Origin of the sequence: Shewanella sp. 38A_GOM-205m (genome assembly GCF_000518445.1) — a bacterium.
Taxonomy (GTDB): Bacteria; Pseudomonadota; Gammaproteobacteria; order Enterobacterales; family Shewanellaceae; genus Shewanella; species Shewanella algae.
Map to the genome: position 1 here is coordinate 51124 of NZ_JADP01000015.1, position 24928 is coordinate 76051.

General features: G+C 53.4%; 24 protein-coding genes. 5 read left to right on the forward strand and 19 right to left on the reverse strand.

The genetic code is table 11. The features are described from left to right. Nucleotides 1-16 precede the first annotated feature (16 nt). From N512_RS0111765 to hinT, 3 genes are read right to left on the reverse strand one after another with little or no spacing between them, the layout of a single operon-like run. Entirely contained in the window at nucleotides 17-469 is a 453-nt protein-coding gene (locus tag N512_RS0111765) for a PaaI family thioesterase (RefSeq protein ID WP_025010997.1), read from the reverse strand. Then, the gene (locus N512_RS0111770; RefSeq protein ID WP_028780462.1) at nucleotides 466-966 is read right to left on the reverse strand and encodes a PaaI family thioesterase; all 501 of its coding nucleotides are present in this window, start codon (nucleotides 964-966) and stop codon (nucleotides 466-468) included. Before N512_RS0111770 ends, N512_RS0111765 begins: the two co-directional genes overlap by 4 nt. Further along, on the reverse strand, nucleotides 963-1319 hold the full coding sequence (gene hinT, locus N512_RS0111775; RefSeq protein WP_025010998.1) for a purine nucleoside phosphoramidase: 357 nt from the start codon (nucleotides 1317-1319) through the stop codon (nucleotides 963-965). Before hinT ends, N512_RS0111770 begins: the two co-directional genes overlap by 4 nt. A 240-nt stretch (nucleotides 1320-1559) precedes the next feature. Between hinT and N512_RS0111780 the strand changes: the two genes are divergently transcribed. Beyond that, nucleotides 1560-3314, forward strand: a complete 1755-nt coding sequence (locus N512_RS0111780; protein WP_028780463.1) for a M61 family metallopeptidase — start codon at nucleotides 1560-1562, stop codon at nucleotides 3312-3314. Here N512_RS0111780 and N512_RS0111785 read toward each other — a convergent pair. After that, nucleotides 3311-3949 carry a helix-turn-helix transcriptional regulator gene (locus N512_RS0111785; protein WP_028780464.1) on the reverse strand — a complete coding sequence of 213 codons (639 nt, stop codon included), beginning with the start codon at nucleotides 3947-3949 and terminating at the stop codon, nucleotides 3311-3313. The genes N512_RS0111780 and N512_RS0111785 overlap by 4 nt on opposite strands. Nucleotides 3950-4135: 186 nt before the next feature. Between N512_RS0111785 and N512_RS0111795 the strand changes: the two genes are divergently transcribed. Then, nucleotides 4136-4876 carry a cytochrome b/b6 domain-containing protein gene (locus N512_RS0111795; RefSeq protein ID WP_028780465.1) on the forward strand — a complete coding sequence of 247 codons (741 nt, stop codon included), beginning with the start codon at nucleotides 4136-4138 and terminating at the stop codon, nucleotides 4874-4876. Nucleotides 4877-4976: 100 nt separating this feature from the next. Here N512_RS0111795 and cctA read toward each other — a convergent pair whose 3' ends face one another. Together cctA and htpX are read right to left on the reverse strand one after the other, a co-directional pair. Beyond that, on the reverse strand, nucleotides 4977-5324 hold the full coding sequence (cctA, locus tag N512_RS0111800) for a tetraheme c-type cytochrome CctA (RefSeq protein WP_025011002.1): 348 nt from the start codon (nucleotides 5322-5324) through the stop codon (nucleotides 4977-4979). 305 nt (nucleotides 5325-5629) lie between these two features. Beyond that, the gene (gene htpX, locus N512_RS0111805) at nucleotides 5630-6496 is read right to left on the reverse strand and encodes a protease HtpX (protein ID WP_025011003.1); all 867 of its coding nucleotides are present in this window, start codon (nucleotides 6494-6496) and stop codon (nucleotides 5630-5632) included. A gap of 288 nt (nucleotides 6497-6784) precedes the next feature. Between htpX and pepE the strand changes: the two genes are divergently transcribed. Then, nucleotides 6785-7495, forward strand: coding sequence for a dipeptidase PepE (gene pepE / locus N512_RS0111810; RefSeq protein WP_025011004.1), 711 nt, complete (start codon nucleotides 6785-6787; stop codon nucleotides 7493-7495). 45 nt (nucleotides 7496-7540) lie between these two features. Here the strand turns inward: pepE and bioD are convergent, their stop codons facing one another. The 4 genes from bioD to bioB are packed head-to-tail and all read right to left on the reverse strand — an operon-like array spanning nucleotide 7541 to nucleotide 11261. Next, nucleotides 7541-8230 carry a dethiobiotin synthase gene (bioD, locus tag N512_RS0111815; RefSeq protein ID WP_028780466.1) on the reverse strand — a complete coding sequence of 230 codons (690 nt, stop codon included), beginning with the start codon at nucleotides 8228-8230 and terminating at the stop codon, nucleotides 7541-7543. Between the two features lie 37 nt (nucleotides 8231-8267). Then, entirely contained in the window at nucleotides 8268-9059 is a 792-nt protein-coding gene (locus N512_RS0111820; RefSeq protein WP_037474879.1) for a methyltransferase domain-containing protein, read from the reverse strand. Further along, entirely contained in the window at nucleotides 9056-10195 is a 1140-nt protein-coding gene (locus N512_RS0111825; RefSeq protein ID WP_028780468.1) for an aminotransferase class I/II-fold pyridoxal phosphate-dependent enzyme, read from the reverse strand. Before N512_RS0111825 ends, N512_RS0111820 begins: the two co-directional genes overlap by 4 nt. A gap of 1 nt (nucleotide 10196) precedes the next feature. Continuing rightward, nucleotides 10197-11261: a biotin synthase BioB gene (gene bioB, locus N512_RS0111830; RefSeq protein WP_028780469.1), complete on the reverse strand. Its 1065-nt coding sequence runs from the start codon at nucleotides 11259-11261 to the stop codon at nucleotides 10197-10199. A gap of 174 nt (nucleotides 11262-11435) precedes the next feature. Between bioB and bioA the strand changes: the two genes are divergently transcribed. Then, nucleotides 11436-12752 (forward strand): adenosylmethionine--8-amino-7-oxononanoate transaminase, encoded by a 1317-nt coding sequence (gene bioA, locus N512_RS0111835; RefSeq protein ID WP_028780470.1) that lies wholly within the window; start codon nucleotides 11436-11438, stop codon nucleotides 12750-12752. A gap of 111 nt (nucleotides 12753-12863) precedes the next feature. Here bioA and N512_RS0111840 read toward each other — a convergent pair whose 3' ends face one another. The 3 genes from N512_RS0111840 to cobB form a co-directional block, all read right to left on the reverse strand. Continuing rightward, nucleotides 12864-14897 carry a multiheme c-type cytochrome gene (locus N512_RS0111840; RefSeq protein WP_028780471.1) on the reverse strand — a complete coding sequence of 678 codons (2034 nt, stop codon included), beginning with the start codon at nucleotides 14895-14897 and terminating at the stop codon, nucleotides 12864-12866. A 357-nt stretch (nucleotides 14898-15254) separates the two neighbouring features. Then, nucleotides 15255-15680, reverse strand: coding sequence for an AAA family ATPase (locus N512_RS0111845; protein WP_037474905.1), 426 nt, complete (start codon nucleotides 15678-15680; stop codon nucleotides 15255-15257). 131 nt (nucleotides 15681-15811) lie between these two features. Further along, nucleotides 15812-16546, reverse strand: a complete 735-nt coding sequence (gene cobB / locus N512_RS0111850) for a Sir2 family NAD+-dependent deacetylase (RefSeq protein ID WP_025890087.1) — start codon at nucleotides 16544-16546, stop codon at nucleotides 15812-15814. A 261-nt stretch (nucleotides 16547-16807) separates the two neighbouring features. Between cobB and fur the strand changes: the two genes are divergently transcribed. Next, nucleotides 16808-17239 carry a ferric iron uptake transcriptional regulator gene (fur, locus tag N512_RS0111855; RefSeq protein ID WP_025011008.1) on the forward strand — a complete coding sequence of 144 codons (432 nt, stop codon included), beginning with the start codon at nucleotides 16808-16810 and terminating at the stop codon, nucleotides 17237-17239. A gap of 54 nt (nucleotides 17240-17293) precedes the next feature. Here fur and N512_RS0111860 read toward each other — a convergent pair whose 3' ends face one another. The 6 genes from N512_RS0111860 to sucA form a co-directional block, all read right to left on the reverse strand. Beyond that, complete coding sequence (locus tag N512_RS0111860) at nucleotides 17294-17575, reverse strand: hypothetical protein (RefSeq protein WP_025890086.1); 282 nt, start codon at nucleotides 17573-17575, stop codon at nucleotides 17294-17296. Nucleotides 17576-17667: 92 nt separating this feature from the next. Continuing rightward, nucleotides 17668-18081, reverse strand: a complete 414-nt coding sequence (gene rnk, locus N512_RS0111865; RefSeq protein ID WP_025011010.1) for a nucleoside diphosphate kinase regulator — start codon at nucleotides 18079-18081, stop codon at nucleotides 17668-17670. A 513-nt stretch (nucleotides 18082-18594) separates the two neighbouring features. After that, complete coding sequence (gene sucD, locus N512_RS0111870) at nucleotides 18595-19467, reverse strand: succinate--CoA ligase subunit alpha (RefSeq protein ID WP_025011011.1); 873 nt, start codon at nucleotides 19465-19467, stop codon at nucleotides 18595-18597. Next, nucleotides 19467-20633 (reverse strand): ADP-forming succinate--CoA ligase subunit beta, encoded by a 1167-nt coding sequence (sucC, locus tag N512_RS0111875; protein ID WP_025888715.1) that lies wholly within the window; start codon nucleotides 20631-20633, stop codon nucleotides 19467-19469. Before sucC ends, sucD begins: the two co-directional genes overlap by 1 nt. Nucleotides 20634-20710: 77 nt before the next feature. Further along, complete coding sequence (odhB, locus tag N512_RS0111880; RefSeq protein WP_028780473.1) at nucleotides 20711-21907, reverse strand: 2-oxoglutarate dehydrogenase complex dihydrolipoyllysine-residue succinyltransferase; 1197 nt, start codon at nucleotides 21905-21907, stop codon at nucleotides 20711-20713. A 30-nt stretch (nucleotides 21908-21937) separates the two neighbouring features. After that, nucleotides 21938-24760, reverse strand: coding sequence for a 2-oxoglutarate dehydrogenase E1 component (gene sucA, locus N512_RS0111885; protein WP_025011013.1), 2823 nt, complete (start codon nucleotides 24758-24760; stop codon nucleotides 21938-21940). Nucleotides 24761-24928: the final 168 nt, after the last annotated feature.

Consider the following 24928-nt stretch of genomic DNA (forward strand, 5'->3'; position numbering starts at 1 on the left):
TGCCAATCCCTTATTCTCAATCAATCAAAAAGTGCGCCCTGGCCGTTGCAATCAACTGTTTGCGGTTGGTTTGCCAGCAGTCGATATTGACATTGGCTACTCGCCGCCCCTGACGGGTTATTCGGCACTCGGCGAAACTGTCCTTATGATAACCGGCGCGTAAATAGTCGATGGAAAAATCAACCACCTTGGGCACCTTACTGGTTTGCATAAACACCATAAGCTGGATGATGGCCGACATCTCCATAAACCCGGCTATCACGCCACCGTGAATGGCCGGCAGTACCGGGTTACCTATGTTGTCATCTTTGGCCGGCAGACGAAACACCAGTTCATCGCCAAACCTGTCCACCTGCATGCCGATAAAGCGAGCATAGGGAACATGCTCAAGCAAGTGACTGAAATCATTGGTTTCTGTCACTTTAGCAACTATGCTTTTTACATCCATGGATGCCTTGGGATCTGTCATTTTGTTTCCTCACCCATCAGTGCCTTGCGGAAAGTATCCCCTATCATTTCAGGGCTTATCCGCATAAAGGAGCCAACCGCATGGGCTATGGGGTCGTCTATGCTGTCCTGATAGGCAATGGCCCGGGTGAACGCGACGCTGGATGACAATTTATAACACTCGGCAAAACCATACACCGGCTTGTGGGGCTCGGCAGGCTTCATATAGTCGACCCGCAGATCCAGAGTTGGCGAGATCTCCAGCGAACCATATTTGTCCTTGATGGCACAAACCACGGCGCAACCACTGGCAGTATCCATCAATGTGGTGATAACCCCACCATGAATAACCCCGGTTTCAGGGTAACCCACCAGCTCGGTGCTGTAAGGCAATTCTATCAGTACATGGTGCTCACTGGCCTCATGCACCTTGAGCCCAAGACGGCGGCACTGGGCCAACTGGTTGACGAAACGGGTAGCCAGAGTCGTCAGCGGGAAAAACTCCGGATTCACTTTCATGACGCTGAACTCACCATAGGCCCCAAGGCTTTACCGCCAAGCAGATGCATGTGGATATGAAACACTTCCTGGCCGCCATGTTCATTACAGTTAATGATTAAACGATAACCGTCCTCGGCGATCCCGGCCTCGGCGGCCAGCTTGGCAGCCACAGTCACCATACGGCCTATGGCCTGCTCATCCGAGGCCTTGGCGTCATTGACTGTGGGGATCAGATGATTGGGCACTATCAGTACATGGGTGGGCGCCTTGGGATTGATATCCCGAAAGGCGGTTACCAATTCGTCCTGATACAGAATGTCCGTGGGGATTTCACGGCGGATAATTTTGCTGAATATGGTTTCTTCGGCCATTTTGCCACTCTCCGGTGTGTCGGTTCAGACTCGGCCCAAGGGCCAAACCTCTGTGTTCTTGGCAGTATAATACCATTCGGCCCGGAGATGTAATCGGCCACGGCGATTTGAACCCCAAGCCATTTAAAACTCGGCAGCAATTGCCGCAGCCTGGCTTTTTTGGCAGCATTGTCGCCATGCTCAGCCGGATATGAGCCAATTTGGCTCCCGGCACTCGCCAACGATTCATACGGATATCAGATGATCAGTTATCAGATTTGCCCCATAGATCCCCACGCTCACCTGTTCGAGGTCAAAATCACCATTCAGGCACCGGCTCCGAAACAGGAACTTTGGTTGCCATCCTGGATCCCGGGCAGCTACATGGTTCGCGATTTTTGTCGCAATATCATAGATCTTAAAGCCTTTGATGAGCTGGAGCGTCCGCTCAGCATTACTCAGCTTGACAAGCAGCGCTGGCTGATAGATTCCAATGCCGAATCGCTGCAACTGCGCTACTCGGTTTATGCCTGGGATATGTCGGTGCGCAGCGCCCACCTGGATCAGACCCACGGCTTTTTCAACGGCAGCAGCGTCTTTTTGGCGGTGGCCGGCAAAGAGCTTGAGCCGCTGGAGCTGGAAATTCTGCCCCCGGAGGAGGAAGCCAACTGGCAGCTGGCAACAACCCTGAGTCGAATCGAGGGTGAAGAGTGGCAGTTCGGCCGTTTCAGCGCCGCCAACTATGATGAGCTTATCGACCATCCGGTGGAAATAGGCACCTTTACCCACGGCAGCTTTGAGGCCTGTGGCGTGCGCCATGATGTGATACTGACCGGGCGTCACCGCTGTCACATGCCCAGACTGCTTGACGATCTCAAGGCTATTTGCGAGAGCCAGATCCGCCTCTTCGGTGAAGCGCCGTTTGAGCGCTACCTGTTTATGACCCAGGTATTGGGCAATGGCTTTGGAGGACTGGAACACAGAGCCTCCACCGCCCTGCACTGCTCCCGTAAGGATCTGCCGCTGAGTATGGAGATGCCGGTCAACAAGGATTACCGTACTTATCTGTCGCTCTGCAGTCACGAATACTTCCACAGCTGGAACGTCAAACGCATTAAGCCTGCCAGCTTCATTCCCTATGCGCTGGAGGCTGAGAGCTACACCCGTCAGCTGTGGGCTTATGAAGGTATCACTTCCTACTATGATGACCTGATGACACTCAGAGCCAACAGGGTTTCCAATGAGCAGTATCTGGAGATGCTATCCCAGACCATGACCCGGGTGTATCGGATGCCGGGCAGGCAGTTGCAGAGCCTGACAGATTCGAGCTTCAATGCCTGGACCAAGTTCTACAAACAGGATGAAAACGCCGCCAACGCCATCGTCAGCTATTACACCAAGGGAGCTTTGTTTGCCCTGTATCTGGACTTGACTCTGAGACTGGAAACCCAGGGAAAATACACACTGGATAACCTGATGCAAAAGCTGTGGCAGGCCTTTGGCAGTCAGGGTATAGGCACTGAAGATGACTCCCATCGCCACCTCTACGAGGAGCTGCTTGGCCGGGATGCCAGCGCAGAATTTGCCTTTGTGGATAATACCCAAGAGTTGCCACTGGCGCCCCTGCTGGCGCAATTCGGAATCGAGATGCAGCTTCGCAGTGCCCAAGGCGCTCAGGATCAGGGCGGCGGGGATGTTGAGGGGCAAAAAATCGGCTTCGGAGCCCGCTACAAGGCTGAAGCCCTGGGGTTAAGGATTGTGAGTGTGACCAACGGCAGCGCGGCTCACAGCGCCGGGCTCGCGGCTCAGGATCTGCTGATTGCCGCCAATGGTCTGCAGGTCAGCGCTCAATTTGAAAATGAACTGCAACAATATGAGCCCGGCGATAGTCTGGAGCTGCACTTCTTCCGCCGTGATGAACTGATGACAGGCCAACTGCCTATCAACCCGGCGGCAATAGATACTGTGTCACTCAAGCTCACCGATCCAGCCAAAGCCAAGGCCTGGCTGGGTTAAGAGCCTTGACTCTCGGCCACATCGGCCATCAAGTGACGCTGGGCCCAGGCCATCACCTGGGCTCGGTTGCTTAAATTCAGTTTGCGAAACACCCGATAGAGATGGGTCTTGACCGTACTTTCACTGACATAGAGGGAAGTGGCAATCTGTTGATTACTGAGCCCGGCCAGTAGCGCCTGCAGCACCTCCCGCTCCCTGAAAGTCAGCACATCGCCACTAAGCTCTCCCTTGGCCAGCCGGGATTGCAACTCAAAAGGAATATCGCAGCCGCCCTTCTGCACAATATCCAGGCCACGGCCCAACTGTGCCAAGGTCGCCTCGGGATAGAAAACCGCCTTGACCACAGACGGCAACAACAGGCATTCATACTCCACCCTTCTGGGATAATGCAGTAACACCACTTTGCAACCGCGATTCCTGGTGGCCTGTTTAAGAATCTTATAGCCCAAGGCCGGTTCCACAGTGGCCAAATCCAGCAACAACATGTCGACATCAGCTCCCAAGGCATCTGTGTGCCATCTATCGGGAGATAAGCAGGACAAGCGTACCAGAAACTCCTGCGGCCAACGGCTATCCATCAGCTCGGTCAACAGCGCGGATCTGGAAACCACCAGCCAGTGCATCACATTGAACATAGGCTGCCCTCAGCTAAAAACCCCAAAGAAAATTTACATTACCGCAACATGAGTATCAAAGCAGACAACTGCTTGAAATGGAAGTACAGATTCCTTACCAAAAACTCAAAATGAATAAGAGTTAACTGAACAAGTGCCGCTACAGGCGTTAACATAAAGGGGTAAAACAGATCTGGGGGATCAAACATGGAAACAAATACTGCGGGCCAAGTGCGCCTGTCTCGCTATAAGGCATGGGATCTTCCCACTCGCCTTTTTCATTGGATAAACCTGCTTTTGGTGCTGCTGCTGGTGATCATCGGCGGAGTAATGATGTTCAAATCTGACTTCGGGATCAGTGGTCTCGACGCCAAAATCGGCCTGAAGACACTGCACGTCTGGATAGGTTATGCCTTTGCCATCAACCTGGCATTCAGATTACTGTGGGGATTATTCGGCCCTATCAAGGCGCGTCTAGGTAAACTACTCCCCAAAAAAGGGGAATTGGCAGGCTATCGTGCAGCACTCAAGAAAGGTGAAAACCCACAATATCTCGGCCATAATCCGGCGGGCAAACTGGCGGTCATCGCCTTATTGGGTTTGCTGACGCTGATCATGGTGACAGGTTTGGTGCGAGCCGGTACTGACATCTTCTATCCACCGCTGGGCGGCATGGTTCAGGAATATATCGCCGCCGATGGTGTTGAGCCTGCCAGCCTCAAACCCTATGATGACACAGGCGTTAATCCAGGCAAGGCTGCAGCGATTAAGGGTGCCAAGGGCTTGGCAGGGAAAGTACATGTCTACAGCGTATATCTGTTGCTTCTCTTGGTATTGCTGCACATAGCCGCGGTGATCCACGCCGAGCGTAAGCGTCAGCCCGGTATTATTTCTGCTATGTTTTCCGGCAATAAATATCTGCCAACAACGCCGGTGGATAAAGACTGACTGAGATACTGGCTCACCACACAGAGCCAGAGATAGGCACCAGCCAGAAACAATAACGCCGGCATCAAGCCGGCGTTGTCATTCGTGCGATATGCGCTTCTTACTTCAGTACGCTATCTGAAGTACGGCCATCATCGTGGCAGCTATCGCAGGTAGGCTTTTGACCTACGTTCATGTCGTGGGGAGCATGGCAATCAGCACACATCAAGGCACCATCGTGTGGCTTGTGTACCGCATCCATTTCTGCCAGCGAACCGTGACAGCTCTGACACTGTTCAAATTCATAGGCGCCGTCAGCTGAAGGTGAACCATCGGCATGACAGCTTTCACAGCCACCCATATCCGCGTGGAAATCTGACAGCTTCTGATCTTCTGCAAAAGCAGACGGTGACATAGCCAGTGCGGCCAAACCGGCACCGAACAACACACTCAAGAGTTTCTTGCTCACAATAATATCCTCCGATGATGACAGTCGAGCAAAGGTTCTTATGTCAGGTATGACCTTTGTCTCACTATCAGTAAATAGCACGACTTGGATTAACTTAGCCAAGCTTTTGCCAATTGGCAAACTAATTCTGAGTCGCCGCCACTTTAACAACTTGCGCAAAAGCAAAATGTGCGCTGAATCATGTAACCATCGGTTAATTACGGAATTTTACATTTAATTTACACATAAGCATCTGTATCAATAAGCGTTTCAACAGCATAAAAAAAGGAGGCCAACCGGCCTCCTTAAGAGAAAGTATTGCTAAATTATCCGCGGTTTCTCAGCGCTTCGATACGCTTTTCAAGCGGTGGGTGACTCATAAAGAGTTCGGTCATTGAGCGCTTGCCATTGATACCGAAGGCCGACATATTGGCCGGCATGGCACCGGTTTCCGGCCCGGTGCGCAGACGTTCAAGCGCCGCAATCATCTTGTTCTTGCCGGCAAGGCGAGCGGCACCTTCATCGGCGCGGAACTCACGGATGCGGGAGAAGTAAGCCACCACCATGGACGCCAGAATACCAAACAGCATATCCAGCACAAATACCACAGCCATATAAGCTATGGTGCCCAGGCCTTCACCCTCTTCATCGTTGCTGGCAACAAAGTTGTTGATGATACCGGCAACCACACGGGCAGCAAAGATAACAAAGGTGTTCACCACGCCCTGGATCAGGGTCAGAGTCACCATGTCACCGTTGGCCACATGGCTGACTTCGTGCGCCAGTACGGCTTCCACTTCATCGGCACTCATGCCGTAAAGCAGACCTGTACTCACTGCCACCAGAGAGTTGTTTTTGCTTGGGCCTGTAGCAAAGGCGTTCAGTTCAGGCGATTGGTAGATGGCCACTTCCGGCATCTTGATCCCGGCCTGCTGTGCCTGACGGGCTACGGTCTCGAGCAACCAACGCTCTGTGTTATCTCGGGGCTGAGTGATCACCTCACAGCCCATAGTCTTCTTGGCCATCCACTTGGAAATCGCCAAGCTGATAAAGGCGCCACCAAAACCGAAGATCGCCGCAAACACCAGCAAGCCACCCATGGTTTGAGTATTGACACCCAAAATAGACATGACGATCGATGCCACCAACAGGATGGCAAGGTTAGTCAAAATCAATAGAAATACACGCTTCATATCAGCTCCTGTAAGGTACCCTTGTACCGGAATTGCGTCATTGCAGACATAATATGTCCACTTGGCGGGAATTCAAGTGGGAAAAGGTAAATTATTGTTTAGCTTTCCCGCCCAAACGCCCCGGTTACGCAGAGGAAGCAGTCTAGGCAGGCTTGATTAAATCAAACTTAATCAATTGCCCGAGTGCAGCTTTTTAAGGCGACCAAAAACACCGGCGGCGATTGTTGAGTGTAAAGGCTTTTTGTTACCATCAAGCAACGCAAATCAATCTGAAGGACAGCGACGATTATGACGATAAATACCCTGCTGCTCAGCAGCTCCCGCGCTGGCGACACCCCTTACCTGGAACATGCCCTGCCCTATATTGAGCCTATGACAGAAAAGGCCCGCAAGTGGATATTTATCCCTTATGCCGGTGTCAGCATGAGCTATGACAACTATCTGGAAGCTGTGGTTAATGGCCTGGCACCATTGAGGCTGGATATCTCCTCTATCCATCAACATGGCGATCCCAAGCAGGCTATTCGCGATGCTGACGGCATTCTGGTTGGTGGTGGCAATACCTTCCACCTGTTGCATGAGTTGTACCGCTACGATCTGCTGCATCTGATCAAAGAGGAAGTCGCCGCCGGCAAACCCTATATTGGCTGGAGTGCAGGTTCAAATATTGCCGGCCTCAGCATACGTACCACCAATGATATGCCTATTATAGAGCCGCCATCATTCAGTGCCCTTGGCCTGCTGCCACTGCAGATCAATCCGCATTACAGCAACTACAAGGCGCCGGGTCACAATGGTGAAACCCGCGCCCAGCGCTTGCTTGAGTTTACCTGTGTCGATCCCAAGACGCCGGTACTGGCCATCCAGGAAGGCAGCGCCCTGTTGCTGCAGGACAATAAACTGAGTCTTTTGGGAGATAAGGAAGCTTATCTGTTCAGCGGTGTAGAGCAGGAGATCCCCGTGCCTGTAGGCAGTGATCTTTCCAATCTATTGAGCTAAAAAACCTCGGCCCTACGTGGCCTTGCTGCTTTTTAACTCCAGGGCTCAACCGGGCACTTTGGCCAGCAAAGGGCTCAAATCCAGGTGCTGAGACATGGCCTCGGCACTGGGATGAGCCAGATGCGGCACCACTCCCAACAGCGGCGCCTGCATCAAGTCTTTAAGGCTGGCCAGGTTTTCATCGAAGCGACTCATATCGGCTTCGGCGCGATTGGCCACCCAACCGGCGATTTCAAGCCCATCGGCGCGGATCACTTCCTGGGTCAACACGGCATGATTAAGGCAGCCAAGCTTCATTCCCACCACCAGAATCACGGGCAGAGCCAGTCCCTGCACCGCTTCCGATAAGAAACGCCCCTCCCCCAAAGGCAAACGCCAACCACCGGCCCCTTCTATCAGGCAGAAATCGGCCATGGCATATTGGGTAAAATCCAGCGCTGCCAGTACCGCCTCGGGGCTGATATCCAAGCCGAGATCGGCGGCAGCAACATGAGGGGCAATCGCCGGCTCAAAACTGAAAGGATTCACCTTGTCGTACTGCAGTTTCAGAGTGGATTCATCAATCAGGGCCAGGGCGTCCGGGTTTCTCAGCCCGTAAGGGGTGTTGTGGCAACCCGAGGCCAGGGGTTTTACCCCCAAGGTTTTCAAGCCATGCTCGACTCGTGCCTTATGCAGCAGCGCGGCCCCGACCTGAGTCTTGCCACTGTCGGTATCTGTACCTGTTACAAAAAAAATCATCGCTGAACTACCCCTACAGCCAAAACATCAATGGTTATTTTCGGGCCTGAACCATTACTATCCTGTATGTCAGCGGCATTCCCTTGTCCGTTCTAAGGACTTCGGCCTGCCCGTTAAGTGTATGCCAAAAACCCTTTCCCTTGAGCCCGGCACCTGAGTTTTTGTCGGCGCCGACTGAAGCGCCGACCCCCTTGATGGAGTAAAGCAATTCCCTGAGATTGGCAAAATGGCACTGAAAGGTGCGGCTTTGCGTGTGCAAGCTCTGCCAGGGATGCTGCGCCAGCGCTTGCTCCAACTTATGTTCGGCTGCAAACGCCTTGACTCGCAGCCCCAGCGTCTGTAATTCGGGCAAACTGCCCCGGGCCACTATGGCTAGGCGCGCCGAACCGCCTGGGCGCATGACCCGAAAAATCTCTGCCAAGGCGGCCGGAATATCGCCGCACCACTGCAGCGCCAGATTGGAATAAACCGCATCAAAACTGTCGTCGCCAAAGGGAAGCTGCTCGGCATTGCCACAAACAACCTGATAATCGGGGAAATTTCCCTTTAGCTGCTTGAGCATTCCGCTGGCGATATCCAGGGCGGTCACGCTTTGGGGGCCGAGCGTGGCAAAAGCCGTGCCCGGACCTGCACCTATATCCAGCAGTTTTCCCGAGTGTGGGCAATCGTCCCAGTCAAGCAAGGCTTCGGCCGTCAGACGCTGCACCCTATTGTGACGCTCATAAGCGGTTGCCGCCTTGGAAAAACGCCCGGCGACATCCCCGAGCGGCACGGATTGCACCAGGCCTGCGTGACTGGCCAGAGGCTCATGACTCATGTTGCTCATGCCATCAGCTCCGCCAATGCCGAGGCCAAGGCCAGTATATCCTGCTCCCTGTGCTCGGCGCTCAGGGTAATACGCAGTCTGGCACTGCCTTTGGGGACTGTGGGGGGCCGAATCGCCCCCACCAGGAAGCCGCGTTCCAGAAGCCTTGCCGCCAGCACCATACACTTGCCACTCTCACCCACCAACAAAGGTTGAATTGGTGACTCAGATGGCATCAAGGAGATCCCCGCCACTTGGCAGCTGCGGCGAAACAAAGCGATATTGGCGTTGAGGCGCTCGAGCAAGGGCTCTTGCTGGATCTGCTCCAGAGCCTCGAGCACGCCCATACAGCAGGCGGGTGACAGCGCGGTGGAATAGATGTATTCACGGGCATTGGCCACCAGATAGTCTATCAATTCCTGCGAGCCCACAATCGCCGCGCCCTGACCTCCGAGCGCCTTGCCAAAGGTCACCAAACGGGCAAATACCGGCAGGGATGATGACTCAAATAGGCCAAAGCCGTGGGCATCATCGAGAATAAGCGGGCTGCCGTGCTCTTGGCACAAGTGGCTCAATTTACCGAGCGGCGCCCTGTCGCCATCCATGCTGAACACGGTTTCGGTGAGCACAGCGCTGCCGGGATGCCGGGCCAAAAGCGTTGTAGCTGCCGCCATATCGTTATGGGCAAAACGCCGTATTTTGGCCTTTGAGTCGCGCAGGCCATCTATCATGGAGGCGTGCACCAATTTGTCGGCAATCACTGTATCTTCAGCGCTAAAAAGGGTTTTCATCAGCGCAGTGTTGGCGGCAAAACCACAGCTGAACAGTAACGCCGCTTCTGCGCCGAGCGTCCGGCACAGACCTTGTTCCAGCTTGAGATGCGCCTCGCTGTAACCCGAAACCAGAGGTGAAGCGCCGCTGCCGCAGCCATAGATCTCTGCGCCCTTGGCGAGCGCAGAGATGACCTTGGGATGACGGGCCAGGCCCAGATAATCATTGGCGGCAAAATCCAGTAATGGTTTGCCTGTGGCTTGGGCAACAGGATGCAATAGTCGTTCACGGCCGGACGCTGCTGCAAAGCAGCGTCTTTGCCTGAGCAAGCCGCCGCGCGCAAGCTCTTCACGGCGGCGGGCCATTTTGTCCAGCAATGAGGTCAAGTTACAGGGCTCCGGCGTCGTAAAACTGTCCCTGAGCCTTGTTATTGACAGCCTCTGCCTTGGCCGCGGCGCGGGCTATTTCGGCGCCCTCTTCCTCGACCGTGGCGGCCTTGCCCTGCTCCGGGGTCAATCCCAGACGGCGGAACAGGCTCATATCGTCATTTTCTTCCGGGTTAGCGGTGGTCAACAACTTGCACCCATAGAAAATCGAGTTGGCCCCGGCAAAGAAACACATGGCCTGCAGCTCATCTGTCATATTTTCACGCCCGGCCGACAAGCGAACCCGTGACAAAGGCATCATGATTCTGGCCACGGCTATGGTGCGCACAAACTCCAGCGGATCCAGGTCGTCCAGGCTATCCAGCGGCGTACCGGCCACCTTGACCAACATATTGATAGGCACAGAGTCGGGATGTTGTTCCAGATTGGCCAACTGCTGCAGCAACCCCGCCCTGTCGGTGGCCTGTTCGCCCATGCCGACAATCCCGCCGGAGCACACCTTCATGCCGGCGGCGCGCACATTGGCCAGGGTGTCCAACCGCTGCTGATAGGTGCGGGTGGTGATGATGTCACCATAGTATTCCGGCGAGGTATCCAGGTTATGGTTGTAGTAATCCAGCCCGGCTTCGGCCAACTCGTTGGCCTGGTTTTCGCTGAGCATACCCAGGGTCATACAGGTTTCCATCCCCAGGGATTTAACCTCCTGCACCATCTGCTTGAGATAAGGCATATCGCGTTCATGCGGGTTACGCCAGGCGGCTCCCATGCAGAAACGGGTCGCACCGGCGGCCTTGGCACTTCTGGCCTCTGTCAGTACCTTTTCCATCTCCAGCAGACGCTCTTTTTCCAATCCTGTGTCGTAGCGGGCGCTCTGGGGGCAATATTTGCAGTCTTCCGGACAGGCACCCGTCTTGATTGATAACAGACGACTGACCTGAACTTCATTGGGATTGAAATGGGTTCTGTGCACGCTGTGGGCACGAAACAACAAATCATTCATCGGCAGGGCAAAGAGGGCTTCAACCTCTTCACGGCGCCAGTCATGGCGCAGCTCTGTATTGGACATATTCTGTGTTACCTGAGTCTGATCTATTTGTTGCTGAAGCCGATTTTGCCGATTAATCCATCGGGATCCGGGTTCAGCTGGCTGCTTGAAGGCCTGAATTATTTTCGTTAGCATACCCGCGACGCCCTCACTGTCAACGCCAACCAGTCATACAGGTTTACCTTTGGTTAATATATGAGCATAGATTATTGTTTTGACCGTCAGCATATCTGGCATCCCTACACTTCCATGAGCCACACCCTACCCGTTTATGGGGTTAAAGCCGCCGAGGGCGTGCGCCTGACGCTGGAGGATGGTCGCGAGCTCATCGACGGCACCAGCTCCTGGTGGGCCTGCGTCCATGGTTACAGCCACCCGGCAATTCTCAGCGCCATGGAAGAGCAACTCAAACGCCTGAGTCATGTAATGTTCGGAGGGATCACCCATGAGAGTGCCATTGAGCTGTGTCGCCAACTCATCAATATCACCCCGGAGCCACTGACCAAGGTGTTTCTGGCTGACTCAGGTTCCATTTCGGTGGAGGTGGCGCTGAAAATGGCACTGCAGTACTGGCAAGGACAAAACAAGACTGAGAAAAACCGCATCATGACGGTCAAGCAGGGCTACCATGGCGACACGTTCGCCGCCATGAGCGTCTGCGACCCGGAGGGCGGCATGCACACCATGTTTGGTGACAATGTGGCCCGGCAACTGTTTGCCCCGGCGCCGAGCACACCCTTTGGTGAAACCGCAACGGCAGATGACATCGCCGGACTCGAAGCCATGCTGGCCGAGCACGGCAAGCAAACCGCCGCGCTGATCCTCGAGCCCATAATGCAAGGTGCCGGTGGCATGTGGTTTTACAGCGCCGACTATCTCAAGGCGGCTAGAGCCCTGTGCGACAAGTACGATGTGCTGCTGATCCTGGATGAAATCGCCACAGGTTTTGGCCGTACCGGTAAGCTGTTTGCCTGCGAACACGCAGACATAGCGCCGGACATCATGTGTGTCGGCAAGGCGCTCACCGGCGGCTATATCAGTCTGGCGGCGACGCTGTGCAGCGATAAAGTGGCGGCGGGTATAGACAGCTCCCCTGCCGGCGTATTTATGCATGGGCCTACCTTTATGGCCAATCCTCTGGCCTGTAGCGCCGCCCGCGCCAGCCTGGCACTGCTGGCAAGCGGTAAGTGGCAAGCTCAGGTCAAGGCCATTGAAACTCAGCTTAAACAGGAACTGGCACCGGCAGCGGTACTGCCGGGAGTCAAAGCGGTACGGGTGCTTGGCGCCGTTGGGGTACTGGAGATGCACAAACAGGTCAATACCGCGGCGCTGCAGGCCGAATTTGTTGCCCGCGGCGTGTGGATCCGCCCCTTTGGTAAACTCATCTATATCATGCCGCCCTATGGTATCAGCGCAGAAGAGCTGAGCTGCCTGAGCCGGGCCATGCTGGAAGTGGCAGCACTGACGAGCGAGCAAAATCAAGATGACAACGCCTTCGTCAGTCACGGCTGAGCCCGCTACACCTCAACTCTACTCAGGACAGCAAAAAAAGCGGCTCAAATGAGCCGCTTTGTCTTGAGGTAAACCAAGCCTTGCAGGGAATGTTTACTCAATAAAACCCTTTTAGAACTTATGGTACTTATCGATACCAAAGGTTCTGCCGGTGTCATGGCAAGTCGCACAGGATTCGGCACTTGGCTGTTTGAACCACTCAACAGCCGGGATATCCACGCTGATATCACCGCCATTTTGGCTCATATGCGCCTTGGCCGAATCACTGGTGTGGCAGGCATAACAGTTTGCGGTGACCGGGCTGGTCATCTTGCTGCCAGGCTCCAGAATATACTGGTTGGGCACAGCGGCCAGCGACAGGCCATCCTGGTGACAGGCCACACAACTGCTGGCCGGTGCAATCGCTGCGGCGCCGTTGGCTTTTCCTGTCTGACTCCAGTTACCATCGGCATCCTGAGCCACTTCACCGACAGTTGCCCCCTTACCCCAGTGCCAGCTGTGGATCATGGGACCGAAGCCGGCACCATAATCGGCGCTGGTGCGGGCCATTCCGTTGCCGTGACAAGCGATACAACCCTTACCACCGTTATCGAACTCACCGTTCTTGTGGAAGGCAGTCACATCGTTATGGCAGGTGATACAGCTGCTGTCGGCCACCACCTGACGCCGATCAAAGCCGGAGATCTTGCTGCCATCGGCCGGACTGATCACATCTGAGTAAGCTGTGAAGGAGACCCCCATGGAGCCGTCATAACCATTGGCACGAATGCGATCACCTGTCTGACCACGTACCTTGCCATCATAGTACTGCCAACCTTCGCTGGAGAAAGTCACCCGCGCCGAGAACATATAACCGGCATTCTCATAACCTGCCGCTATGTTGGCCGCCGCATAACACACAGTGCGGGTACCATCGGCATTGTCCGTCTTGGTTTCTGAGTTACGGGCGCCCGGGCGGCCCACCAGGCCATGGTTGTCATAGGCATGCAAGTATGCGCCGGCATAGACTATCGGCTTGGCGGCAACATAACCTGCGGTGGCATAATCGGCATTATAGTTGTTGCCGATATTGACCAGATTGCCCTCTTTATCCTTGACACTGATAGTAGAACACCAGCCACCGGCACCATCGGATTCAGGGGTAGAAAGTGCCACTGTGTAACCAAGGCGCAGCGCTTGCAACTTGGTGATCCCGGCTTTCTGTTCATGCAGTTCACGGAAGTCCAGACCATTTGAAGGCACTATGTCCCCGGCCGGTGTTCCTTCTTTACCATGACAATCGATACAACCAGGGCCGGTAAAGTTACTATTGATGGGCGCATCAGTATGGCAACTGCTGCAGTTGAGCACGCTGAAATCCTTGCTGAACTCCCTGTGATTGATGTGACCTATCTTGGATAAGGTATTGGTGGCATAGCCACCGATGGAGAATCCTTCATCATTGGTCGCTGCGCGACTGACTGAGCCGTGACAGACCAAGCAACCTGCCACAAAATCCACTTCACCGTCCATGCCTTCAGCCACGTAGCTGGCGTGACGACGAGGACTGAGTGAATAATCCACGTGACAGGCATAACAGGCTTCTGTTGTGGTACTGAATTGACCTTCCGGCTTATTGACAACCAACGCCTTTGAACGGGCAATGGCATCATTACCGCCGACACGCAGCCAAACAATGCCTTCAGTGGCAGCATTAACACCTGCCATTGGGGCTTCAAAAATATAATGACCATCATCTACTTGAGTCAGCGTTGCACCTTCTGTTGCCTGAGTTACTGCACCGCCGATATGAACATTGTCCTCAACCCCATTAATAGGATTTTCATCCCGATTGAGAATAAAACCTTTAGCAGTCAAAGCAGCCACTTTTGCCTGAACATCTGTCAGTTCATTAATTAAGTCGCCATTTTCATCTGTTACTTCAAATTCGTAGCTAACCTTACCCTCGCCCAAAGTGTAATTAATCACTTTAACTTGGGTTTCGACCGATTGGGTCACTGGGGGATTCGTCCCCGGCTTCCCAGGTTCTCCGGGGGTTCCCGGTTCGCCTGGCGCTCCATCACGGCCATCTTCACCATCACTGCAACCGGCCAACAGTATCGCCATTACCATCAGCGCAACTCTTTTCTTTTTAAGTATGGTCATCTTTCTCTCCTGTCTGAGCAAAGGAATACCGCTTGCTCACTCTTTATTTTTAAGAGGAACAATCCGACTCCCGAAACTCAAACGAAAGTTATAATAATGATTAACGAGTCTATTCTGACCCGAGCAGATAATATGACTAAAAATAAAACAAAAGAGTGAGCAAAGACACAAGATGTGACTATGAAACATTTTAATACGATTGAAATTATTAAAATAAACTTAAAAATATTAATAGGTGAATTACTGGCTTTATTAAAGAAATATATCAACTCTAAATTTCTTTAATCATACTCATCTTATACCGATATATTTCAATTTATGAAATCAGATATTTTAATTTACTTGCAAAAGTTATTTTTAATTTCTTTGAAATTGACTGGCCATTCGTTGAATGGAGTTAAGACTTACGCCATGTTTGTTTCGCTTGGCACATTCACGCTGGTGAGTTTTGCTGCGCACATCACCAATCTGTTGAATATGCACCCGGTAATTCAAGGCCTTTGCAGCCGCCTGATAGGCCGCAAACTCCCACAGTGCCATGTTGGTATTGTCGCAGATAACCACAGGCACGCCAGATGCCAACCCCTCGATGAAGCGGCTCAGGTTGAGCTGATGAAATTCCGGCAAACGGGCAATGTCGAAGCAATAGCGGTTATTTTGGTAAAAGAAGCTGTCGGTTGAGCACAGGCCTCTCTCAGTGACATTCTGGGCAATCCTCGCTGGTAGTTCCTGGATAAACTGCCGAACCCAGTAAGATTTGCCGCTGCCCGGCAGACCGCGCATGATGATTGCCAAGCGGCTGTTGCCATCAATAGCCCCGGGGTCAATAACCCCCTTGATGTCTTGGATATTACCCGCGCTTGAAATACCGACAGGCGGCTCAAGCAGGCTGGCACCTGTTTTGGGCTCAGGCATCAGTTCTGGCCGGTTTGATTGCAGATAGACTGACCGGCAAGGATACGCTCCACCAGTGCAGGTACCATCTCACTGGCCTTGCCTTGCAGGTGAATTTGAAACTGGCTGTGTCTGTCTGCCGGCATCAGATTGACCTCGACGGTAAGCGCACCATGATGATTGGCGCTGTCGACAAAACCGGCAGCGGGATAGACAGTGCCTGAAGTGCCAATGGCAATAAAGAGATCGCAGTGATCCAAAGCATCGTGAATTCTATCCATTCCCAGGGGCATTTCACCGAACCAAACCACATGAGGCCGCAAACGCTGCGCCGGAATACAACAGGTGCAGGTATTCTCCGGCCCGAAGGGTTCGTGCAGGGTAAAGGTTTGCCGCGAGCGCGGACAACGCCCCTTGGAAAGTTCACCGTGCATATGCAGCAAGCGCCTGGAACCGGCTCTCTCGTGCAGATCGTCTATGTTTTGGGTGACAATAAGCAGTTCCCCCTCAAACTCCTGCTCAAGGCGAGAGAGCGCCGTATGGGCGGCGTTGGGTTCTATATTGCCCGCATGCAATTGCTGCCAACGGCCATTGTAGAAGCGCTCGACCAACTCAGGGTCACGCTCATAGCCTTCAGGAGTCGCCACATCTTCAATATGATGCTCTTCCCACAGGCCATCTTGATCCCTGAAGGTACGTAATCCGGACTCGGCAGAGATCCCGGCGCCGGTTAAAACCACGATTCGACGATGCATCTAGTGTCCTTTTTGTTTTTCTGTCATCCTGCCAACGATGACCAAACACTGCAATTATGCCTTGGTATAACCATACAAAAAGTATGTTTAAATTGCTTGTTTTTATTCAAATTTATGCCGATTATAGCCAAGTTACCCCACAGAAGTACCAAAAGCCGGATCAGAGGTTTAAGTTTTAGAACAGTACACATATAATGGGGTCTATTATCCACGGACGAACCTATGTGTAATACCAAGGGTTCTGCAATCAAGAGATTAGCCATGACAGATGGAAATCAAGCGCTGAAGAAAGCGGGTTTGAAAATCACCCTGCCACGAGTCAAAATCCTGGAGCTGATGCAAGAACCGGAGAACCAGCATATCAGTGCCGAAGATTTATATAAGAAATTGCTGGATATCGGCGAAGAGATAGGTCTGGCTACCGTTTATCGGGTACTGAACCAGTTTGATGATGCCGGCATTGTCAGCCGTCACCACTTCGAAAGCGGCAAAGCCGTGTTTGAACTCTCCACCCAACATCATCATGATCACCTGGTATGCCTGAGCTGTGGCAAAGTGATCGAGTTTTCCGATGATCTTATCGAGCGTCGTCAGCATGAAATCGCCATGCGTCACAATATCAAGCTCACCAATCACAGCCTCTACCTCTATGGCGTCTGCACCAACGACAAGTGCGATCACGGCCAAGAGTGATAATTAAAAAAACCAGCGCCAAGCGCTGGTTTTTTATTGCCGGTAACCTTGGAGTTACCAGTTTAAAGCCAGAGGCTCGCCCTTCTTCCTTGGGCAGGCATGGCTGAAAAGTGTTGGATCCGCATAGCAAAGAAAACGGTTATTGGCGAAAAGCCTGAACAACCAGTCCCCCTCTTCGGCAAACTGCGCCGGTGGGGTCAAATTCCCTACGTGCTTGGGCTCCAAACCGGCAAACTGCATCAGTTTGTCGGCGTCCTGTTCACTGATCAACTGTGGATCCGCCGGTAATTTACCGCTGCCGGCAGAAAAACCATTGTGGACAAAGTACTGCTTCATCTTTATCTCCATTCCCTGTCGTTGGTGCATTCTGAGTGACTTAGTTGTATATCACTCCCGTATCCGTTCAAGAGCCTTACCGGCTCCGGTGCTTAGCGGTGAAAATCACCTGAGCGCTCCGGTTGATAGATAATCTCTTCAATCCGCACTTTCACTGTGCCGCCACCCGGGCCCGGCCATTCAATTTCATCACCCTGGGCCAAGCCCAACAAGGCGCCGCCAACCGGAGCCAGAATTGAAATTTTACCGGCACTGCCATCGGCATCTTTTGGGTAAACCAGGCGCAAGGTGAACTCTTCATTGGAGGAAGACATACGAAAACGAACTTCAGAGTTCATGGTCACCACATTGTCCGGCATCTCCTTGGATGGCCTGATTTCCGCCCGCTCCAGCTCAGCCTCAAGCGCTTGATGGCCAGGAAAGGCATTGGCCGGCAATGAATCCAGTAAACGCTCCAGGCGCTCCAGATCCACTTCAGAAATTACGATATTAGGTTGTGTACTCACAGCAATCCTCTACTTTTCAGAAAAGCCGCCTGAGCGGCCCCACATCGGGTCATCCCTTCCCCCATTGAGGGTTGACACCAATACCCAATCGCTGAAAATCGCCTGACAGGCGTTTCAGACTCATTCAGCTTGAATCAACTATCTCGAGGTCTTTCGCCCCCGAATTGCACTTCAGCGCCGCATCGGGCGAACCAATACGGCGCTGAAGTCTGTGTTAACACTGCATCAAACCCTCTGGGTTTATCCGGATACCCGCGCCAGTGGCTGCTCTGGCGCAACCCATTACCCGGCTCCTGATAACAACAAACCCACAACCCAGAGAAAGATGATTGATAACAATTTGAATTTTTTAATTTTTTAGTGCATTAATGCACCAAGACTCCCCGAAGGGATAGCCTAGCCCCAATCTAACCTTTTCCCAATCAAATATCCAGCCGGGGGCATCTGAGCTTCATCACAGCAGCCAACAAAAAAGGCGCCTTGCGGCGCCTTTTGTGAGCTTAACGACTGTGCTTACCAGCCGGTCTTCTCACGCAGCGCGCTGCCGATTTCGGCCAGCGAGCGTACGGTAGTCACGCCCGCGGCTTCCAGAGCGGCGAACTTGTCGGCAGCAGTCCCCTTACCACCGGCAATGATGGCGCCGGCATGGCCCATACGCTTACCTGCTGGTGCAGTCACACCGGCGATGTAAGAGACCACAGGCTTGGTGACGTTGGCCTTGATGTAAGCCGCCGCTTCTTCTTCGGCGGTACCGCCGATTTCACCAATCATCACTATGGCCTCTGTCTGAGGATCGTTCTGGAACATTTCCAGTACATCGATGAAGTTGGTACCAGGGATTGGGTCACCACCAATGCCCACACAGGTAGACTGGCCGAAACCTTCGTCAGTAGTCTGCTTTACGGCTTCGTAAGTCAGAGTACCGCTGCGGGAAACAATACCTACTTTACCTGGCTTGTGGATGTGACCTGGCATGATGCCTATTTTACATTCGCCGGGAGTGATAACGCCGGGGCAGTTAGGGCCAATCATGCGCACGCCGGTTTCTTCCAGCTTCACTTTTACCTGCAGCATATCCAGAGTCGGGATACCTTCGGTGATACAAACGATCAGCTCGATACCGCCATCTATGGCTTCCAGGATAGCGTCTTTACAGAAAGGCGCAGGTACATAGATAACAGATGCAGTGGCGCCGGTGGCGGCAACAGCGTCTTTCACAGTGTTGAATACTGGCAAGCCCAAGTGAGTGGTGCCGCCTTTACCTGGAGACACACCGCCGACCATCTGAGTACCATAGGCAATCGCCTGCTCAGAATGGAAAGTACCCTGACCGCCGGTAAAACCCTGGCAGATAACCTTGGTATCTTTGTTGATTAAAACAGACATTATTTGCCCTCCGCAGCTTTAACTACTTGCTGAGCAGCGTCGGTCAGACTTGTCGCAGCAATGATATCCAAACCTGATTCGGCCAGTACTTTAGAGCCCAGCTCGGCGTTGGTACCTTCCAGACGCACAACCACAGGCACTTTCACACCGACTTCTTTCACGGCACCGATAATACCTTCGGCGATCATGTCACAACGCACGATACCACCGAAGATGTTCACCAGAACGGCCTTCACATTGCTGTCAGACAGAATGATCTTAAAGGCTTCGGCAACACGTTCTTTGGTCGCGCCGCCACCTACGTCGAGGAAGTTGGCTGGCTTGCCACCGTGCAGGTTAACGATATCCATGGTACCCATGGCCAGACCGGCACCATTGACCATGCAACCTACGTTACCGTCCAGCGCCACATAGTTCAGTTCGAACTTGGCGGCGTGGGCTTCACGTGGGTCATCCTGTGAAGGATCGTGCATGTCTTTGATCTTTGGCTGACGGAACAGAGCGTTACCATCTACGCCAATCTTGCCGTCCAGACAGTGCAGGTTGCCTTCGGTGGTGATCACCAGAGGGTTGATCTCCAGCAGGGCAAAGTCATGCTCCAGGAACATGGTCGCCAGACCCATAAAGATCTTGGTGAACTGCTTGATTTGAGTTGGGTTCAGACCCAGCTTGAAGCCAAGGTCACGCGCCTGGTAAGGCTGAGGACCTGTGATAGGGTCGATAATGGCTTTGTGGATCAGCTCAGGGGTCTCTTCGGCCACCTTTTCGATTTCCACACCACCTTCGGTAGAAGCCATAAACACGACGCGGCGAGTGCCACGGTCGACAACGGCACCCAGATAGAGTTCGTTGGCGATATCAGTGCAGCTTTCAACCAGGATCTTGGCAACCGGCTGACCTTTTTCATCAGTCTGATAAGTTACCAGATTCTTGCCCAGCCAATGTTCGGCAAAGGCTCTGATCTCTTCTTTGTCGCCAGTAACTTTAACGCCACCTGCCTTACCGCGGCCGCCAGCGTGCACCTGGCACTTGACTACCCACATGTTTCCGCCAATGCGACCGGCTGCTTCAACAGCTTCCTGAGCTGTGTCACAAGCATAGCCTTCTGACACTGGTAAACCATATTCGGCAAATAGGGCTTTTGCCTGATACTCATGCAAATTCATGATGATCTATCCGTATACTACGTTTTAAATCCAACCGGCCCCGAGGGGCCAGTCACGAGGTTATTGTCTGGCGGCGCTTACAAGTCCAGCAGCAGACGAGTTGGGTCTTCCAGCAGATCCTTAATGGTTACCAGGAAGCCAACTGACTCACGACCATCAATGATGCGATGGTCATATGAGAGAGCAAGGTACATCATGGGCAGGATTTCCACCTGACCATTGACTGCCATTGGGCGGTCCTTGATGGCATGCATGCCAAGGATTGCGCTTTGTGGCAGGTTAAGAATAGGCGTCGACATCAAGGAGCCAAACACTCCGCCGTTAGTCACAGTGAAGTTACCACCTGTCATATCTTCCACTGTCAGCTTGCCGTCACGGCCCTTGATAGCCAGTTCGCGAACCGCTTTTTCAATATCGGCCAGGCTCATGGTATCTGTGTCGCGCAGTACAGGCGTTACCAGGCCGCGAGGCGTGGAAACGGCGATGCTGACATCAAAGTAGTTGTGGTACAGGATGTCGCTGCCATCGATAGAAGCATTGACTTCTGGATAACGCTTCAGCGCTTCGGTTACGGCTTTCACATAGAAAGACATAAAGCCAAGACGGATGCCGTGTTTCTTCTCAAAGACTTCTTGATACTTCTTACGGATGTCCATGATAGGCTTCATGTTGACCTCGTTGAAGGTGGTCAACATGGCGGTGGAGTTCTTGGCTTCCAGCAGACGAGTGGCGATAGTCTTGCGAAGACGCGTCATAGGTACGCGCTTCTCGCTGCGATCGCCCGCCAGGGTCACAGGTGCTGTGGCAGCAGCTGCAGCTGGCTTGGCAGAGCTGGACTTAACGAAGGCTTCCACATCTTCTTTGGTGATACGGCCACCTACACCTGTGCCCTTGATTTTAGCGGCATCCAGGTTGTGTTCGGCTATCAGGCGACGTACTGATGGGCTCAGGGCATCGTTGCCTTCTGCCGCGGCTTCTTCAGCCTTTGGCGCAGCGGCTTCAGCCTGCTCTTTGCTCACTTCCTGGCCGGCAACCGCGCCGGCGACGAAGTTGGCGATAACCTGCTCTGCCAGGACGGTATCCCCTTCCTGGAACAGCAGTTCGCTGATCTGGCCATCTTCGGGTGCTACAACTTCCAACACCACTTTATCTGTTTCAATATCAACCAGGTTCTGATCACGGGAAACCGGCTCACCAGGCTTAACGTGCCAAGTGGCGATAGTCGCGTCGGCAACAGATTCGGGCAGTACAGGTACCTTGATTTCGATACTCATGGAAAGCTTTCCTTTTTGTATAAATTTCTATTACTTCAGTTTTAATGCGCTAGTGATCAGTGATTCCTGCTGATGCGTATGCAACTCAGGGTAGCCACAGGCCGGCGCTGCAGAGGCGTCACGGCCAGCGTAGCTGAGCTGGGCACCTTTGGGAATGGCTGCCCAGAAGTGATGCTGGCTGCAATACCAGGCACCTTGGTTCTGAGGCTCTTCCTGACACCAAACAAAGTCGGTCACATGCTGATAGTCTTTCAGTGCTGTTGCCATCTCTTCGTGTGGGAAGGGATACAACTGCTCGACCCGCACCAAAGCGACGTTATCGATATTCTCTTTGCGGCGACGTTCCAGCAGCTCGTAGTAAACCTTACCGCTACAGAACACCACGCGATCGACCTTGGCGGCATCCAATGTATCGATTTCGCCGATAACGTTCTGGAATTGACCATTGGCCAGCTCATCCATGGAAGACACTGCCAGCGGATGACGCAGCAGCGACTTGGGAGACATTACCACCAGCGGACGACGCATTGGACGCACCACCTGACGACGCAGCATGTGGTAAACCTGAGCCGGAGTCGAAGGCACACACACCTGCATATTGTGGTTGGCACACAGCTGCAGGAAGCGCTCCAAACGGGCACTGGAGTGCTCCGGCCCCTGACCTTCATAGCCGTGAGGCAGTAACATGGTCAAACCGCACAGACGGCCCCACTTCTGCTCACCGGATGACAGGAACTGGTCAATAACCACCTGGGCACAGTTGGCAAAGTCACCGAACTGGGCTTCCCAGATAGTCAGGCCGCCTGGCTCAGCAGTGGCATAACCGTACTCGAACGCCAGCACTGAGGCTTCAGACAACACTGAGTCAGTGATGTCGATAGGGCCCTGCTCTTCGGCCACATGGCGCAGCGGCAGGTAAGTAGTGGCATCGTTCTGGTTGTGCAGCACGGCGTGGCGATGGAAGAAGGTACCACGACCCGAGTCCTGACCCGTGATCCTGACTCTTTGCTTGTCTTCGAGGATGCTGGCATAGGCCAGAGTCTCGGCAAAGCCCCAGTCCATCAGCTTCTCGCCTTTGGCCATAGCAACGCGGTCGTTATATATCTTGGCCACGCGGGAGTGCAGCTTATGGCTCTCCGGCACATAACTTATCTTGTCGGCCAGATTCTGCAGACGTTCGCGGGTCATACCGGATTCAAAAGACTCATCCCACTCGCGGTTGAGATAAGGAGTCCAGTCCACAGTGTGCAGCGTCATTGGACGCCACTCTTTGACCACACAATCCCCTTGATCCAGCGCATCACGATAGCTGTTGATCATGGCGGTGACATCGTCGGCCGCAATGCTATTTTCGGCAATCAACTTGTCGGCGTAGATCTTACGTGGCGTTGGGTGCTTCTTGATCTTGGCGTACATCAGTGGCTGAGTCGCGCTTGGCTCATCGGCCTCGTTGTGACCATGGCGGCGGTAGCACACCAGGTCGATAACGACGTCACGCTTAAAGGTGTTGCGATAATCCACCGCCAGCTGAGATACGAAAGCCACAGCTTCTGGATCGTCAGAGTTGACGTGGAAAATCGGCGCCTGCACCATCTTGGCGATATCGGTACAGTATTCGGTTGAGCGCACATCCTGGTGGTTGGAGGTGGTAAAGCCCACCTGGTTGTTCACCACGATGCGGATAGAACCGCCGACTTTAAAGCCACGGGTCTGAGACATATTGAATGTCTCCTGCACTATGCCCTGTCCGGCAATGGCCGAGTCACCATGGATGGTGATAGGCATTACCTGCAGGCCATCTTCGCTGCCGCGGCGATCCAGTCTGGCGCGTACCGAACCCATCACTACCGGGTTAACGATTTCCAGGTGTGAAGGGTTAAACGCCAAAGCCAGGTGGACATTGCCACCGGGTGTTTCAAAATCGGAAGAGAAGCCCTGATGGTACTTAACGTCCCCTGAACCCAGCGTCTCATGATGCTTGCCGGCAAACTCGTCAAAGAGTTCGGCAGGACGCTTGCCCAGAATGTTAACCAGAACGTTAAGACGGCCACGGTGAGCCATACCCACGACTATCTCTTTGGTACCCGCTTCACCGGCGCGATAGATAATTTCGCGCATCATAGGCACCAGCGAGTCGCCCCCTTCGAGAGAGAAGCGCTTGGCACCGGGGAACTTGGCACCCAAATATTTTTCCATGCCTTCGGCGGCATTCAATCCTTCAAGGATCCGGGTCTTGACGGCCTTATCATAGCTGCCCTTACCCAGTGAAGGTTCGAGACGTTGCTGGATCCAACGTTTCTCCTCGGTGTCGGTGATATGCATATATTCGGCGCCGATAGAGCCGCAGTAAGTCGCCTTGAGCGCCTTCACCAGCTCACCCAGTTTCAGGGTATCACCGCCATAAGCAAAAGAACCTGTGTTGAACTCCCGCTCCATATCCTCGCCGCTCAGGCCGTGGAAAGCCGGATCCAATTCAGCAACTGTGTCGCGCTTCCACAGCTCCAGTGGGTCCAGATTGGCATTCTGGTGGCCACGGAAACGGTAGGCGTTGATCAATTGCAGAACTTTTACCTGCTTGGCATCCACATCAGGATCGGACACACGGCTGGTACCTTTGCTGCGGCCTTCCTGTGCAAGAGAACGAAAATAGTCACGGATCTTGGAGTGAGAAGCTTCGGGTACATCAGCAGAGGCACCGTTCACGGGAGGGAGTTGCTCAAACACCGCACGCCAGTCATCAGATACCGAGGTGGGGTCTTCTTGGTAGGCTTCATACATCTCTTCAACGTAGGTCGAGTTCGCCCCACTCAAGTGAGATGATTCGAGCCAGGCTTTCATGCTGCCTTGGTGCATTTCTTATCCTTTCAAACTTGATACACGTGCTTAGCCATATTTTCCCTGCCTTGGCAGGGTCTCAGCCGCCCCTGGGACATCCGGATGTTACGGCCTTTTGTAGTCCTTTACACACAAAAGAGCCACTTCCTGCCCAGAGAAAGTGACTCCCTACGAGCCTATGTAGTT

Coding starts and splice junctions, on each gene's coding strand:
- N512_RS0111765 (WP_025010997.1), bottom strand. CDS start 469: ATGACAGATCCCAAGGCATCCATGGATGTAAAAAGCATAGTTGCTAAA.
- N512_RS0111770 (WP_028780462.1), bottom strand. CDS start 966: ATGAAAGTGAATCCGGAGTTTTTCCCGCTGACGACTCTGGCTACCCGT.
- hinT (WP_025010998.1), bottom strand. CDS start 1,319: ATGGCCGAAGAAACCATATTCAGCAAAATTATCCGCCGTGAAATCCCC.
- N512_RS0111780 (WP_028780463.1), top strand. CDS start 1,560: ATGATCAGTTATCAGATTTGCCCCATAGATCCCCACGCTCACCTGTTC.
- N512_RS0111785 (WP_028780464.1), bottom strand. CDS start 3,949: ATGTTCAATGTGATGCACTGGCTGGTGGTTTCCAGATCCGCGCTGTTG.
- N512_RS0111795 (WP_028780465.1), top strand. CDS start 4,136: ATGGAAACAAATACTGCGGGCCAAGTGCGCCTGTCTCGCTATAAGGCA.
- htpX (WP_025011003.1), bottom strand. CDS start 6,496: ATGAAGCGTGTATTTCTATTGATTTTGACTAACCTTGCCATCCTGTTG.
- pepE (WP_025011004.1), top strand. CDS start 6,785: ATGACGATAAATACCCTGCTGCTCAGCAGCTCCCGCGCTGGCGACACC.
- N512_RS0111820 (WP_037474879.1), bottom strand. CDS start 9,059: ATGAGCAACATGAGTCATGAGCCTCTGGCCAGTCACGCAGGCCTGGTG.
- bioB (WP_028780469.1), bottom strand. CDS start 11,261: ATGTCCAATACAGAGCTGCGCCATGACTGGCGCCGTGAAGAGGTTGAA.
- bioA (WP_028780470.1), top strand. CDS start 11,436: ATGAGCATAGATTATTGTTTTGACCGTCAGCATATCTGGCATCCCTAC.
- N512_RS0111840 (WP_028780471.1), bottom strand. CDS start 14,897: ATGACCATACTTAAAAAGAAAAGAGTTGCGCTGATGGTAATGGCGATA.
- N512_RS0111845 (WP_037474905.1), bottom strand. CDS start 15,680: ATGCGCGGTCTGCCGGGCAGCGGCAAATCTTACTGGGTTCGGCAGTTT.
- cobB (WP_025890087.1), bottom strand. CDS start 16,546: ATGCATCGTCGAATCGTGGTTTTAACCGGCGCCGGGATCTCTGCCGAG.
- fur (WP_025011008.1), top strand. CDS start 16,808: ATGACAGATGGAAATCAAGCGCTGAAGAAAGCGGGTTTGAAAATCACC.
- N512_RS0111860 (WP_025890086.1), bottom strand. CDS start 17,575: ATGAAGCAGTACTTTGTCCACAATGGTTTTTCTGCCGGCAGCGGTAAA.
- sucD (WP_025011011.1), bottom strand. CDS start 19,467: ATGTCTGTTTTAATCAACAAAGATACCAAGGTTATCTGCCAGGGTTTT.
- sucC (WP_025888715.1), bottom strand. CDS start 20,633: ATGAATTTGCATGAGTATCAGGCAAAAGCCCTATTTGCCGAATATGGT.
- odhB (WP_028780473.1), bottom strand. CDS start 21,907: ATGAGTATCGAAATCAAGGTACCTGTACTGCCCGAATCTGTTGCCGAC.
- sucA (WP_025011013.1), bottom strand. CDS start 24,760: ATGCACCAAGGCAGCATGAAAGCCTGGCTCGAATCATCTCACTTGAGT.